The sequence below is a fragment of the Chakrabartyella piscis genome, from assembly GCA_030067835.1.
Lineage (GTDB): Bacteria > Bacillota > Clostridia > Lachnospirales > Anaerotignaceae > Chakrabartyella > Chakrabartyella piscis.
The window spans coordinates 2,133,608-2,148,006 of the sequence record CP092441.1 but is presented as its reverse complement, the minus strand read 5'-3'; the positions used below and the strand labels follow the sequence as shown (position 1 = coordinate 2,148,006).

Here is a 14,399-nt window from a genome sequence, read left to right as displayed (position 1 = left end):
CAAAATACAAAAGAAAGGAGGAGAAGGTATGTTTCCTTGGATAGTCATATTATCTTTATTGGGGATATTATTGATGTTTGCAGAGTTGTTGATGCCAGGATTTGGTTTATTTGGAATTGTAGGCATTACACTTTTGGTTGGTTCCACAATGTTGGTGGCAAAATTATATGGTACTATTGCTTTTTTGGTTATGTTTGTGGCGTTGATTATTGTTTTTGTCATATTGGTGATTGTAGCCAGAAAAAGCAGATTTTATCACAAAGTGGTTTTGGAAGATAAGCAAGATACACAAGATTTTGATGAGACCCGTTTGGTGGGACTCATTGGCAAAAAAGGCATTACTTGTACCACTTTACGTCCTTATGGTACTGCTGAATTTGATGGTATGCAAGTGGATGTAACCTCTTTTGGTGATTTTGTGGATCGAGGTCAAACAGTGGAAGTGGTGCAAATCACAGGTAAATCTGTAACGGTAAAAGTTGTGGGGTCATGAGCGAATTGAAAAAGGAGAAAAAATTATGGGCGATATGGCATTAAATGTTTTTGCATTATTTGTACCAATGGTAGTGGTTATTGTAATACTTGCAGTATTTTTGAGTTTTGTTCCTTTGGGTCTTTGGATTTCAGCAATTTCTGCTGGTGTTCGTGTCAGCATTTTCTCTTTGGTGGGGATGCGTTTGCGTAGAGTGCGTGCAGACAAGATTATACGTCCTTTGATCAAAGCACAAAAAGCGGGTATGAATGTCAATGCAAATCAATTGGAATCCCACGCACTTTCTGGTGGACGTGTGGATAATGTGGTAGATGCGTTGATTGCAGCACATAGAGCAAACTTGGATTTGTCCTTTGAACGTGCAGCAGCAATTGACTTGGCAGGTAGAAATGTATTTGAAGCGGTTCGTATGAGCGTTACACCAAAAATCATTGAAACACCTTGGATTTCTGCTGTGGCAATCAATGGTATTGAAGTGAAAGTAATTGCAAAGGTAACTGTGCGTGCAAATCTTGCTCGTTTGGTCGGTGGTGCTGGTGAAGAAACCATCATTGCTCGTGTAGGTGAAGGTATTGTTACAACAGTTGGTTCTTCTCAAAGTCATAAAGGTGTTTTGGAAAATCCAGATTTGATTTCCAGAACCGTTTTGGCAAAAGGTTTGGACAATGGTACTGCTTTTGAAATCTTGTCTATTGATATTGCAGACGTGGATATCGGTAGAAATATTGGTGCACATTTGCAAATCCAACAAGCAGAAGCAGACAAGCAAATTGCACAAGCACAAGCAGAAGAAAGACGTGCAACTGCAATTGCAACAGAACAAGAAATGAAAGCAGAAGTAGAAAAAATGAAAGCAAAAGTTGTGGAAGCAGAAGCAGAGGTACCAATGGCTTTGGCAGAAGCGTTGAGAAGTGGCAATTTGGGCGTTATGGACTACTACAAAATGCAAAATGTGTTGTCTGATACCGCTATGAAAAATAATGTTGGCAATACCGATTTGACCAAGATGTTTGGTGCAAACAACGATACAGATGGTATGCCAAAAGTATAATTAGTATATAATTTCAATCAGGCGATTCCTCGGAGTCGTCTGTTTTGTTAGGGGGATATATATGAAGGCGTTGGAGAAAGAATGGAATCAATTGTTGCGAAAAGAAGAGAAATGGTTGCGTGAACCTAAACGAAATGCGTTAACAGAACCAGTTCAAAAAATGCGTGATTTAGAGGCAGATGCCAAAAGTAAGATTCCGCCAAAGGTATTGGTATCTCTGGAAAAAGGATTTGAGCAGGGGTTATTGCTGATGTTTACAAAAGGCTCTGTTGTTGTAGAGAAAACCATTGCAAAGGAAGAAATGCAGGTAGAGTTTGAAGTGGATGATTTACGTGTGAATCGTTTGCAAAATAAAAAATCCATACGCAAAATTACGAAAAAAAGTGGAAAAACAAATTTGCGAAATGGGTGTATCACAACCATAGAAGGGGTTGGTCTGGGGGCTTTTGGCATTGGCTTGCCAGATATTCCTGTGTTTCTGGGTGTGATTTTAAAAGGGATTTATGAAACTGCATTGAGCTATGGATTTGTTTATGATACAGAATGGGAGCAAGTATATATTTTGAAGGTGATTCGTTGTGCATTGGTATCTGGTGGTGAAAAACGTATGTTACACCAAGAAATAGAAACATTTGTATCCAATTCACAAAATACAACGTATTCCTATGCAGATGAAATGGGAAAAACAGCAAATGCTTTGGCAGAAGCCATGTTACTTGGAAAATTTGTACAAGGTGTTTTTGTGATAGGTGCATTGGGTGGTTTGGTAAATCCTGTTATCTACAATCGTATTTTGCAATATGCAACTTTACAATACAAAAAAAGGTATTTGATTGGAAAATTATCCTGTGTATAAATCACTTCCAAATCACCATACTATTTGTGTGAGAAAAACATCTCACTTGTAGATATAGGTGATAAAATGACTTGGAGGGTGATATCATGGATAAAAGATCAAAAAGCACAAACAAAACCAATACAACCAAAGCGCACAAAGGTATGAACAGAACAGAGTTTGCACAAGAATATAGCATTGAAACAGGTAAAAAAACAGACAAAAAAACAGATAAAAATTGCAATAAAGACTGTGATCATAAAAAAGGAAATTGCTGATTTTATTGCAAAGAAACCGTAGGTCAATTGGCTTACGGTTTCTTTCTATGACTTGAAAAATTGACAAACTCATGATAAAATAAAGGAAATCATTTGTAAAATTATAGAAATATGAAAGGGGATTTATATGGACACCAAAGAGCGTATTTTGGATGCATTGGAAACAGGAAAAGACATTGAGTTTCATTATGGTACATACAACTATTTTATAACCAGAAATAGCGATGGTGGATATCTCTATTGTTGTATCGAAACCAAATTCCCACAGCAATATGCTTCCAAAGCATCATTACTAGAAAAAGCAATGGTAGGAAATGTAAAAATAGAATCTGTTATGAATGAACTGGAAATTGATTATATTGGCTAAAAAACCTTGTAAAACCTTGTGCAAATTTCCATAAAAATGTTCTTGACAAAGAAACATATGTCTTGTAAAATATACAAGGATTTGGATTTCATATATGTTCATATAATAGATGGACGTTTCTACAAACTGCTTACAGTTAACTATGCAGTCCCCTATCTAGGGGATTCGTGTACCCTTAATGGGAATACCGTATAACTGTTGGTGGTTTTTTTATTTTATTAGGAGGTCAGATCAAAATGAAAAAAGATGTGATTATTGTTGGCGCAGGTCCTGCTGGGATTTTTACTGCATTGGAATTGGTTCAAAAGGGTTCAAAGAAAAAAATCATTATGATTGAAAAAGGACGTAGCATCAAAGAACGAGTATGTCCAAAAAGCGTTACCAATAAATGTGTTTCTTGTAAACCAAACTGTCATATTACAACTGGATTCAGTGGTGCTGGTGCATTTTCTGATGGAAAGCTTTCTTTGAGCTATGAAGTTGGTGGCGATTTGCCAAATTTGGTTGGTGCAGATGTGGTACAAGAAATGATCAAGTATACAGATAGCATCTATTTGCAATTTGGTGCAGATACCAAAATTGAAGGTATTGGCGTTACAGAAGAAATCAAAGACATTCGTAGAAAAGCAATCAATGCCAGCTTGAAATTGGTGGATTGTCCAATTAGACATTTGGGTACTGAAAAAGCACAAGATATCTACTTTGCAATTCAAGAATATTTGCTCGCAAATGGAGTAGAAATCCGATTCTCCACAGAATGCGAAACCATTATTTTGGAAGATGGCGTGTGCAAAGGGATTGTTATTTCTGATAAAACAGGAGAAACCACATCCATTTATGGCGACCATATTGTGCTTGCAGCAGGACGTAGAGGTGCTGATTGGTTGGAAAAGGTATGTGCTGAAAATGACATTGCACATGCTCCTGGAACTGTAGATATTGGTGTGCGTGTAGAAGTGCGTAACGAGGTTATGGAAAAGGTCAACGATGTGTTGTATGAATCCAAATTGATTGGATATCCAAAACCATTCAAAAATAAAGTGCGTACTTTCTGTCAAAATCCAGGTGGCTTTGTCAGCCAAGAAAATTATGACAATGACTTGGCAGTGGTCAATGGACATTCCTATAAAGACTTGAAATCCAATAACACCAACTTGGCAATTCTTTGTTCCCATAACTTCACAGAACCATTCAATCAACCAATTGAATACGCGAAAAAAGTAGGGGAATTGACCAATATGCTTGGAAATGGTCAGTTGTTGGTGCAACGTTTTGGCGATATTTTGGATGGTAAACGTACATGGCCAAAAGAATTGTCCCATTCCAATTTGGTGCCAACTTTGCCAGATGCAGTGGCAGGAGATATTACAGCTGCGATGCCATATCGTGCAATGACCAATATCATCAACTTCATTCATGCAATGGACAAGGTGGTTCCAGGTTTTGCTTCTGATGAAACATTGCTCTATTCACCAGAGTTGAAATTCTATAGCAATAAAGTGAAAATGGACACAGATTTCAATACAAATGTGAAAAACTTGCATTGTTTGGGCGATTCCAGTGGTTGGACTCGTGGATTGATGATGGCATCTCTTATGGGTGTTATGATGGGTAGAAAATTGTTGTAATAATAGCAATTGTAGGGTTGATTCATGAATCAACCCTGATACTAAAAATACAATAGATATCAAAATAAAAAGGCGAACTACAGTGTGTATTCTGTAATTTGCCTTTTTTGTATATAAATCGTTTTTGTATATGGATTGTTTGTTTTGTAGGGGATGGGTTTCCCATCTCGTTTAACTTACAACACTATAAACTTTTTGTTATTCACTTTTCGTTCTTCACTGTTCATGCTTTATCATTCAAACCATTCTTCTACTAACTTTGGAACAGTGGTAATTTCATTGATGCGATATCCATTTGCACCAGAGAACACAAGACCTTCATCACCCTTTGCCACATCCACCAAATATTTGGAAATGCAAAATGGGATTTCAGCTGGCTTGCATTTTGCCATACATCCAAAACAATGATTCACCTTGAAACCATCGGTGTAAGCAGCATCTAAAAAGTCATTTCTAATGGCTCTTGCAGGCAACCCAACAGGACTTTTGATGATACGCATATCTTCAGCAGTGGCATTCAAAAATGCTTGCTTGTAGTTTTCATGGGCATCGCATTCTTCTGTCCCAATGAATCTGGAACCAATTTGCACAGCATCTGCACCCAAACCTAAAATTCTATGCACATCATCACGTGTATGGATACCACCACCTGCAATCAAGGGAATATTGACATGATATTGATTTTCATACACAGCCAATGCATCCTTCAGTTCACCAATCAAATCTTCCAATGGTGTATAGGTTTGTTCCTGTATTTCATCCATTTTGAATCCAAGATGACCACCAGCCAAAGGTCCTTCTAAAACAACAGCATCAGGCAAACGATCACTTTTCAACCAAGATTTGATGATGAGATTTAGAGCTCTAGCAGAGGATACAATGGGCATGATTTTGGTATTGCTGCCAGCAATATATTTTGGTAAATTCAGTGGCAATCCAGCACCAGAAACGATGATATCAATGCCACTTTGCACCGCTTCTTTGGCATAAGTTTCGTAATTGCGCATTGCAGTCATCAAATTGATGGCAATGATATTGTTTGGATTTGCTTTTGCTTTTGCAATTTCTGGACCCATTGCACGTAGGTTTGCTTCCAGTGGATTTTCACGAAAATCAGGTTCACGAAACCCAATTTGTACACCTGAAATGGTACCAATACCGCCAGCTTCTGCAACAGCAGATGCCAAGCCAGAAAGAGAAATACCAACACCCATACCACCTTGTACAAGGGGTAATTTTGCAGTCAAATCACCAATTTTCAATTCTTTCATATCTATATCTCCTTTGAAATTAGAGTTCATTTGTATGGAATTAGTATACTCCAAAAGTTCGTAAAAGTAAATATAAATATATAATGTGGTTTTAAAAACTAGATTAATAATGGAGTAGTATAATTTTGTGTGTTGTGTCAAATGCTTATAATCTGTAGAAAGGTTTACTTTGTAGGGGTGACGTTTCGTCACCCGTTGGGATGTTGTGAATTAATTTTAGATAGGAATTTATTCACGTTTTAAAGCATTCAGACCTTACTTTTTGACACCAAAAAGTAACAAAAAGTGCCACTACTTCCGAAGCGTGGAGCACGGTTCAAGGAGGCTGCGACTCCTCGAAACTCCTTTGCAAACGAAATCCTTTAGGTTAGAGAATAAATTGAAATTCAAGAAAACTTCCTTCATGGCTAGAGACGCTTATTGAAATTCCTACAAATAACAATTTTGAGGATTCCGCTTTGCAAGCAAAGGCTGAGTGGAAATCAAAAGTCATTTGTTCACTACTTACTTTGTTTTTGAGCCAGTAATCAAGAGGTGAGGGGCTTGTCACTCACGGTCTAATCGTAGGATTTATACCATTACACTCCTGTTTCAAGGGGGATATATAAGGACTCACCGCCAAAGAAGTGGCGGACACCGTAGGTGGCTTTGCTCGCAAAGTGATGACCCATCTTGACCACCTTATAGCGTGGCTCCACGCCTTCGAAAAGAGTGGCAGCTTTTGTTACTTTTCACTGTTGAAAAGTAAGGTCTAAAAGGCTCTAATATTTGAAAAAATTAAACCCTAAAATTATTACACTTATTTTCTTGCTTCACTACACATTATATAAATAACAGGCAATTAAAGGTATTTCACCACAATTGAAAACCACTGTAAACCCATTATTCCATCAAAAAAGGGCGGATATGAAATCCACCCTTACAAAATTTTCATTGATTCAATTCCAAACTAGCCAATTTACCCAAAAGCACATTGCTACGATCTAAGAAAGCGGTCATTTCACTGGAAGTCAAAGCTCTATGGCTCATCAATGCCAAATCATAGAGTTGACGTGAAATCAAAGCACAATCTTCTTGTTTGGTTTCTTGTTCTTGCAAGGAAAGATATGTTTTCACCAAAGGGTTGGAACGGTTCAAAACCAAGGTTTCTTCTGGTTTGATTTGTTCTGCAAACATGGCTTTCATTTCTGGATTTTGTGCGTATTGTTCCATCATTTCCATCATACGACGGGATTCTTCGCTGAGCAACAACATAGCAGAAACATTTTCAGCTTTCAATGATTCCACAGAAACTTTCAAGTTTTCAGAACCCACCAAAGAGCGGAATTTGGTTTGCAATGTTTCATTCAAGAACGCATCTGCTTGCTTTTTGGCTTCAGAAGCATCTTCGTCTTTTTCTTGCAAAGTATCTGCAATATCTGCATCAATTCTTTGTACTTTCACATCTGGATTTTTGAATTCCAAGAAGGAAGAAAATGGCTTGTCCACTGGTGTAGACAAAATAACCGCTTCCAAACCTTGTTCTTTGAACATGCGAATGTATTGAATTTGTTGGTTTTCATCTGTCACAAAGAAGAGTTTGTTTTCATGTTTTTCTTTATTCTTTTCCAAATATTCAGGCAAAGTTTCATACACATCATCTGTGGTTTTGAAGAGCAATGCATCCTTCACCTTATCATAGAGTTTTTCTTCACGCATACAACCATATTTGATGAAGATGCCAATATCATCCCAGAAACTTTCGTATTGTTCACGTTCGTTTTTAAAGAGTTGCACCATTTTATCACCAACTTTTTTGGTGATGTATTTGTTCATTTTATCTACATAACCATCGTTTTGGAGTGCACTTCTGGAAACATTGAGTGGCATATCAGGACAATCCAAAACACCTTTCAATAGAAGCAAGAATTCAGGCACAACTTCCTTGATATTGTCTGCAATATATACTTGGTTTGCGTATAGCTTGATTTCACCTTCCATGACATCCATTTGTTCCACAAGTTTAGGGAAATAGAGGATACCTTTCAAACGGAATGGATAGTCCATATTCAAATGAATCCAGAACAAAGGGTCGTTTCGATCAGCAAACACTTTGTGATAGAAAGCTTTGTAATCTTCATCTGTGCAATCCTTTGGTTGACGTTGCCAAAGTGGATTAGTGTCATTGAGTGGTTCTGGCTCAATTTCTTTGTTTTGTTCTGCCAATTTTTCCAAAGCATCGTCTTTGGTCAAACCTTCTGCTTCTTCTGGCGTGATATGAAGTGTGTTGCTTTCGGCTTTTTCAGCAGCAATTTCTTCTTCAGTCGCTTCTTTTTCTACATCCATAAAGATAGATACTGGCATAAAGGAACAATATTTTTGAAGTCCAGCATAAAGAACTGCTTCATCCATAAATTCTTTGCCATCTTCACCGAGGAACAAAGTGATGGTGGTACCACGTTCTGCTCTTGTGCCATCTTCCATAGCATAATCAATGCCACCTTCACAAGACCATTTGGCAGGTGTAGCACCTTCTTGGTAGGAAAGTGTATCAATTTCAACCTTATCTGCAACCATAAAAGCAGAGTAGAAACCAAGACCAAAGTGACCAATGATTTCACCCTCAGAATCCATTTTTTCTTGGTATTTGCTCATAAAATCGGTTGCACCAGAAAATGCAATTTGATTGATGTATTTTTTGATTTCATCATCAGTCATACCAATACCATTGTCAATGATTTGCAAGGTTTGGTTGTCTGGGTTCAGCACAACTTTGATGGCATAAGTTTCATCAGCTGGCAATTCGACCTCACCCATAACATTTAATTTTTGTAATTTTGTCACAGCATCACATGCATTGGAAACCAATTCACGCAAGAAAATATCCTTATCGGTATAAAGCCATTTTTTGATAATGGGTAGGAAATTCTCACTGTTAATGGAAAGATTACCTGTTTCGTTCATATAAAAAACCTCCTAAAAATCTTTGAAATTGTTGTTCTAACAATATTCTAGCACGTTTTGTGTGAATGTCAAGAAAAAATTAGCACTCTCTAAGTGAGAGTGCTAACAATTTGCGAAATAACAGTTGATTCATGAATCAACCCTACATATACATACTGACATTCTGTGGTTTTTCGGTCTTTGTAGGGAGCGATGCCCCCATCGATCCGCAATCATGTTAATATTTAGTATTTACTCAGATGGAAATTAACTTTCCATTTGGATTGCAATTTCGTGTTTTTTGAAGAACTTCAAAATGTCTGCATCCCATTGTTGACCCGTGTTGCGATCCAAGGTAAATGTTTTGTCAGATGTGGCAGTTGTGACAAGCAAAACACCATCACGAAAGAGTAGATTCAAAAAAACTGCCTGTGCATTGGGGTAATGTGCTGTTTTTTCAGAAGACAATGAGAATACAATTTTCATGCTCCTAGGCATTGCTTTTCCTTTGATTCCTTGGAAAAAGAAAGGTTTGATTTCAGACCATTGGCAAAAGGGTTCTGGATTTTCTTCTGATTGATACAATTCTGGTTTGGTACCATCCACCAAAAAAGTTGCGTATGTATGAATTTCACCTTGTCGAAAGATAAATGTATCGAATAAATCCCCTTTGAGCAATAGAGCCATAAAGTTTTTGGTATCGTGTATGGTAAAAGAAAGCATAAAAGTACCTCCGTATGTGAACAATGATATGGAAAATTTCTATTTCCTATTCTATTGTACAACCGATATATGTGAATTACAATGTATTTTTATAAAAATGCATATCAGCTGGCAATTGTATTTCTTTTGATGCAAAGATATGGTATACTTCCTTATAAGAATATGAAATATTTCTGAAAATCCATAAGTTATTGATACATAATAAGGAGATGCAAATATGAAGAATTTTAGAGCAGAAGGCGATCGTATCACAGAAGAATTGGTGACTTGGAGAAGATATCTACATGCACATGCAGAAATTGGTTTGGAATTGCCACAGACAGCAGATTTTGTGGAAGAAAAATTGCAAGAAATGGGTGTTACACCCAAAAGAATTGGACATTCTGGTGTGGTTGTGATGCTTGGTCAAGGTGAAAAGTTGTTCTTTTTGCGTGCAGATTCCGATGGACTTCCTATTTTAGAAGATACAGATTTGCCATTTGCATCAAAAAATGGAAATATGCATGCTTGTGGTCATGATTTTCACACAACAGCACTTTTGGGTGCAGTGAAAATTTTGAAAGAACATGAATCTGAGTTAAAAGGGCGTGTTATGTGTTTGTTCCAACCAGGCGAAGAAACCCAAACAGGTGCATTGTCTATGATAGAACATGGTATTTTTGCAGATGAGATGCCAGAAGCGGGTATGTCTTTGCATGTATTCCCATTGGATTTGTGTACCGTCAATTCCAGACCGGGATATGTTTGTGCATCTTCTGATATGTTTACCATCACAGTCACAGGAATTGGTTGTCATGGTGCTTATGCATTCCAAGGTGTAGACCCCATCAACATTGCATCTCATATTGTGATTTCTTTGCAAGAATTCCAAGGACGTGAAGTTTCTTCTAATGACAATATGGTGTTGACCATTTGTGCCATCAATGGTGGCGATGCAACCAATGTATTTCCAAATGAAGTGGTCATGAAAGGTTCTTTGAGAACTGCCTCCAATGAAGTGCGTGCTTTTGGAAAACAACGTATTGTGGAGATTTGTGATGGTGTTGCCAAAACCTTTAGAGGTAGTGCAAAAGTAGATTTCCATGGTGCAGGTGCTGTTCCAATGATCAATGATGTGGAATTGTTCCATGAAGTATTGCCCTATGTCAATTCCATTTCAGGTGAAGATATGTACCACGATATGGTTCCCATCACAGGTTCAGAAGACTTTGCAGAATTTGCTGCATTGTTCCCATGTGTTGATTTCTGGATTGGAACTGGTAGCATAGAGCAAGGTTGTGTGTATCCTTTGCATCATCCAAAGATTGTATTTGGAGAAGAAGCATTGCCACGTATGGCAGCAATTTTTGCTACAGCAGCTTACAATTGGTTGGAAAACCACAGTTAATTTCAATATGTATGATTTCATTGAAGATGGAAACACTAGGAATATGTGCAAAATGGAATACAATATACGGAAATGTTGAAAAAATTTGTATCCCTTCTTGCGTTTGTTTGCGTACTATATTATAATAATGTGATATTGATTTGAAACATTCGGTGATTGTAGCCGTTATGAAAATAAGGAGGAGAAAACATGTCAGAAGAAAAAATTGTCGAAAACACTGGCTTGGGTGCAACTGGTAACTTTATACATAGTTACGTCCAAGAAGATTTGGGTGAAAATACACAGAAAATTCACACAAGATTTCCACCTGAACCAAATGGATATTTGCACATTGGACATGCGAAATCCATCTGCTTGAATTTTGGATTGGCAAATTTGTATGGAGGCAAATGCAACTTGCGTTTTGATGATACAAACCCTGCAAAAGAAGATGTGGAATATGTAGAATCCATCAAAGAAGACGTAAAATGGCTTGGTTTTGATTGGGAAGATAGATTGTACTTTGCATCCAGCTATTTCCAAACATATTATGAAGTGGCAATCAAGCTCATCAAAGAAGGCAAAGCATTTGTCTGTGATTTGAATGCAGAAGAAATGCGTGAATATCGTGGTAGCCTCAACGCACCAGGTAAAGAAAGTCCATATCGCAACAGAAGTGTAGAAGAAAACTTGGATTTGTTTGAACGTATGAAAGTAGGGGAATTCCCTGATGGTTCTCGTACTTTGCGTGCAAAAATCGATGTGACATCACCAAATATCAACATGCGTGATCCTGTTATCTATCGTATTGCACATGCAACACATCATACCACAGGTGACGAATGGTGTATCTATCCTATGTATGACTTTGCGCATCCTTTGGAAGATGCCATTGAAGGCATTACTCACTCCATTTGTACCATGGAATTTGAAGACCATAGACCACTTTATGACTGGGTGGTTCGTGAAGGCGGCTATGAAGTGGCACCTCCAAGACAAATTGAGTTTGCTCGTCTTGGTATGACCAATACCGTTATGAGTAAAAGAAAATTGCGTGCTTTGGTGGAAGATAGCTTGGTTGATGGATGGGATGATCCACGTATGCCAACCATCAGTGGCTTGCGTCGTAGAGGTTACACACCAGAAGCGATTCGTGATTTCTGCGAAAGAATTGGTGTTGCAAAAGCAAATAGTGTTGTAGATGGTGGTTTGTTGGATTATTGCATTCGTGATGATTTGAAAACCAAAACCAGTGCAATTATGGCAATTCTCGATCCTTTGAAAGTGGTAATTACCAACTATCCAGAAGGACAAGTGGAAATGTTGGAAGTGGAAAACAACCCTGAAAACGAAGTATTGGGCAATAGAACCATGGCATTCACCAGAGAAATCTATATCGAACAAGAAGATTTTATGGAAGAACCAGTGAAAAAATTCTTCCGTTTGGCTCCAGGCAAAGAAGTGCGTCTCAAAGGGGCTTATTTCGTAACTTGTACCGATATCATCAAAGACGAAGCTGGAAATGTTGTGGAAGTACATTGTACCTATGACCCAGAAACAAAGAGTGGTAGTGGTTTCACAGGTAGAAAAGTAAAAGGCACTTTGCATTGGGTGTCTGCAACAGAAAATGTGAAAGCAACTGTTCGTTTGTATGACCATATGATGTTGGACAATCCAGAAGATCCAACTGGCAATATGATTATGAATCCAACTTCCTTGGAAATCAAAGAAGGTATTTTGGAAATGGCAGCAGCCGAAGCAAAAAAAGGCGAACGTTTCCAATTCATGAGAAATGGATATTATATTGTGGATACAAAGGATACCACAGAAGACCATTTGGTGTTCAATCGTATCGTATCCCTCAAAAGTTCTTTCAAATTGAAATAATTGGCTTGTGCCAACGAGAAGTAGAAGGTGGTGTATAACTGCCTTCTATTTTTTTAAGTCCCAATTAAACTTAACGAGACCTAATATACATGAACATATCTTAATTATGTAGGGAATGCATTGTATGCATTCCGCTTTCGGTATGCATACAATGCGTACCCTACAAGATATAAAAGCCCTTTTATCTTTAATTGGGATTTTTTTAATTGCTCATGGTTCAACTTGCAAAATAACACGAAATATGGTAGGGTCAATGTAAGAAAATCAATTGGAACTACATAGGAGGTTGTATATGGATACCATCAAATTGGTGCAATTGGAAGCAAAAGATTGGTCAAAACGTTATGCGTTACAAGACTTTGAAATGAACCATGCAAAACAAGTGAAAGCATACCACCAAAGTTTCCCACAATACACAGAAACACCACTTGTGGAGATGACGAGAACAGCAAACCATTTGGGAATTGCAAATCTTTATGTGAAAGATGAGTCTTATCGCTTTGGTCTCAATGCCTTTAAGGTTTTGGGTGGTAGTTATGCCATTGGACAATACATTGCAAAGAAATTGGGTAAATCCATTGCGGAATTGACCTTTGGAGAAATCACTTCACCAGAAACAAAAAAACTTCTTGGAGACTTGACCTTTGTGACAGCAACAGATGGCAACCATGGTAGAGGTGTTGCTTGGACTGCCAACCAATTGGGTCAAAAATCTGTGGTGTATATGCCAAAGGGTAGTGCAATCGAACGTTTGGAAAACATCCAAAAAGAAGGGGCAGAAGCCTATATCACAGAATTGAATTATGATGATGCAGTACGTTTGGCAAATGAAAAGGCAGAATCAGAAGGTTGGATTATGGTACAAGATACTGCTTGGGATGGTTACGAAGAAATTCCGATTTGGATTATGCAAGGATATGCCACAATGGCTTTGGAAGCAGTGGAGCAGATTACATCCAAAGGGTTACAACCACCAACCCATGTATTCTTGCAAGCAGGTGTTGGGTCTATGGCAAGTGGTGTGACTGCACTTTTGGCACAATATTACAAAGAATCTATGCCTGTGATTACCATTGTAGAGCCCAATGAAGCGGCTTGTTTATATGAAACAGCAAAAGCCGATGATGGGGATATCCATGTGGTGACAGGTGATATGAATACCATTATGGCAGGACTTGCTTGTGGCGAACCATGTACCATTGGCATGCCTATTTTGCGTGACTATGCAACCAATTACATTTCCTGTCCAGATACCATTGCTGCTGATGGTATGCGTGTTTTGGCATCACCCACAAAAGGAGATATGCCTGTGGTTTCAGGTGAAAGTGGTGCTGTAACAACGGGTATTGTGGCTCAAATTATGAAAAATTCAGAATTGTTGGATATGAAAGAAAAATTAGGACTTACAGAAAAATCTGTGGTATTGGTATTCAGTACAGAAGGTGATACAGATCAGAAAAACTATGAAGATGTGGTTTGGTTTGGGAAATATGGCAAATAAGCGAGCATATAAAAAAACAGGTATCCCGCAATGTCATTAAGTTAAGGTTTAATGACATTGCAGGACGCCTGTTTTTT

Annotated in this window: 12 protein-coding genes; 9 read left to right on the top strand and 3 right to left on the bottom strand. The window is 37.9% G+C overall.

The genetic code is table 11. The features are described from left to right. The first annotated feature begins 28 nt into the window (after positions 1-28). The 6 genes from MJY40_RS09710 (at position 29) to MJY40_RS09685 (ending at position 4,652) form a co-directional block, all read left to right on the top strand. Entirely contained in the window at positions 29-493 is a 465-nt protein-coding gene (locus tag MJY40_RS09710; RefSeq protein WP_317854044.1) for an NfeD family protein, read from the top strand. A gap of 25 nt (positions 494-518) precedes the next feature. Continuing rightward, a complete protein-coding gene (floA, locus tag MJY40_RS09705) occupies positions 519-1,544 on the top strand; it encodes a flotillin-like protein FloA (protein ID WP_331488163.1) in 1,026 nt (341 codons plus the stop codon). 61 nt (positions 1,545-1,605) lie between these two features. Continuing rightward, positions 1,606-2,400, top strand: coding sequence for an EcsC family protein (locus MJY40_RS09700; RefSeq protein ID WP_317854043.1), 795 nt, complete (start codon positions 1,606-1,608; stop codon positions 2,398-2,400). 86 nt (positions 2,401-2,486) lie between these two features. After that, the gene (locus MJY40_RS09695; protein WP_317854042.1) at positions 2,487-2,657 is read left to right on the top strand and encodes a hypothetical protein; all 171 of its coding nucleotides are present in this window, start codon (positions 2,487-2,489) and stop codon (positions 2,655-2,657) included. Positions 2,658-2,784: 127 nt separating this feature from the next. Continuing rightward, complete coding sequence (locus MJY40_RS09690; protein WP_317854041.1) at positions 2,785-3,024, top strand: hypothetical protein; 240 nt, start codon at positions 2,785-2,787, stop codon at positions 3,022-3,024. Positions 3,025-3,260: 236 nt separating this feature from the next. Further along, positions 3,261-4,652 (top strand): NAD(P)/FAD-dependent oxidoreductase, encoded by a 1,392-nt coding sequence (locus tag MJY40_RS09685; protein ID WP_317854040.1) that lies wholly within the window; start codon positions 3,261-3,263, stop codon positions 4,650-4,652. Positions 4,653-4,885: 233 nt separating this feature from the next. On the opposite strand, the gene MJY40_RS09680 is transcribed toward MJY40_RS09685, so the two are convergent. From MJY40_RS09680 to MJY40_RS09670, 3 genes are all read right to left on the bottom strand, one after another. Continuing rightward, on the bottom strand, positions 4,886-5,923 hold the full coding sequence (locus MJY40_RS09680; protein ID WP_331488162.1) for an NAD(P)H-dependent flavin oxidoreductase: 1,038 nt from the start codon (positions 5,921-5,923) through the stop codon (positions 4,886-4,888). A gap of 930 nt (positions 5,924-6,853) precedes the next feature. Then, positions 6,854-8,866 carry a molecular chaperone HtpG gene (htpG, locus tag MJY40_RS09675; RefSeq protein WP_317854039.1) on the bottom strand — a complete coding sequence of 671 codons (2,013 nt, stop codon included), beginning with the start codon at positions 8,864-8,866 and terminating at the stop codon, positions 6,854-6,856. 246 nt (positions 8,867-9,112) lie between these two features. Continuing rightward, positions 9,113-9,568, bottom strand: a complete 456-nt coding sequence (locus MJY40_RS09670; RefSeq protein ID WP_317854038.1) for a DUF5721 family protein — start codon at positions 9,566-9,568, stop codon at positions 9,113-9,115. A 217-nt stretch (positions 9,569-9,785) separates the two neighbouring features. On the opposite strand from MJY40_RS09670, the gene MJY40_RS09665 reads away from it, so the two are divergent. The 3 genes from MJY40_RS09665 (at position 9,786) to dpaL (ending at position 14,322) form a co-directional block, all read left to right on the top strand. Next, a complete protein-coding gene (locus MJY40_RS09665) occupies positions 9,786-10,955 on the top strand; it encodes a M20 metallopeptidase family protein (RefSeq protein WP_317854037.1) in 1,170 nt (389 codons plus the stop codon). 189 nt (positions 10,956-11,144) lie between these two features. After that, positions 11,145-12,821 (top strand): glutamine--tRNA ligase/YqeY domain fusion protein, encoded by a 1,677-nt coding sequence (locus MJY40_RS09660; RefSeq protein ID WP_317854036.1) that lies wholly within the window; start codon positions 11,145-11,147, stop codon positions 12,819-12,821. A 292-nt stretch (positions 12,822-13,113) separates the two neighbouring features. After that, on the top strand, positions 13,114-14,322 hold the full coding sequence (gene dpaL / locus MJY40_RS09655) for a diaminopropionate ammonia-lyase (RefSeq protein WP_317854035.1): 1,209 nt from the start codon (positions 13,114-13,116) through the stop codon (positions 14,320-14,322). Positions 14,323-14,399: the final 77 nt, after the last annotated feature.

Bases quoted from the DNA above. Each gene is read 5' to 3' on its own strand.
- MJY40_RS09700 (WP_317854043.1), top strand. From the start codon at position 1,606: ATGAAGGCGTTGGAGAAAGAATGGAATCAATTGTTGCGAAAAGAAGAG.
- MJY40_RS09695 (WP_317854042.1), top strand. From the start codon at position 2,487: ATGGATAAAAGATCAAAAAGCACAAACAAAACCAATACAACCAAAGCG.
- floA (WP_331488163.1), top strand. From the start codon at position 519: ATGGGCGATATGGCATTAAATGTTTTTGCATTATTTGTACCAATGGTA.
- MJY40_RS09710 (WP_317854044.1), top strand. From the start codon at position 29: ATGTTTCCTTGGATAGTCATATTATCTTTATTGGGGATATTATTGATG.
- MJY40_RS09660 (WP_317854036.1), top strand. From the start codon at position 11,145: ATGTCAGAAGAAAAAATTGTCGAAAACACTGGCTTGGGTGCAACTGGT.
- MJY40_RS09690 (WP_317854041.1), top strand. From the start codon at position 2,785: ATGGACACCAAAGAGCGTATTTTGGATGCATTGGAAACAGGAAAAGAC.
- MJY40_RS09680 (WP_331488162.1), bottom strand. From the start codon at position 5,923: ATGAAAGAATTGAAAATTGGTGATTTGACTGCAAAATTACCCCTTGTA.
- MJY40_RS09670 (WP_317854038.1), bottom strand. From the start codon at position 9,568: ATGCTTTCTTTTACCATACACGATACCAAAAACTTTATGGCTCTATTG.
- MJY40_RS09685 (WP_317854040.1), top strand. From the start codon at position 3,261: ATGAAAAAAGATGTGATTATTGTTGGCGCAGGTCCTGCTGGGATTTTT.
- htpG (WP_317854039.1), bottom strand. From the start codon at position 8,866: ATGAACGAAACAGGTAATCTTTCCATTAACAGTGAGAATTTCCTACCC.
- dpaL (WP_317854035.1), top strand. From the start codon at position 13,114: ATGGATACCATCAAATTGGTGCAATTGGAAGCAAAAGATTGGTCAAAA.
- MJY40_RS09665 (WP_317854037.1), top strand. From the start codon at position 9,786: ATGAAGAATTTTAGAGCAGAAGGCGATCGTATCACAGAAGAATTGGTG.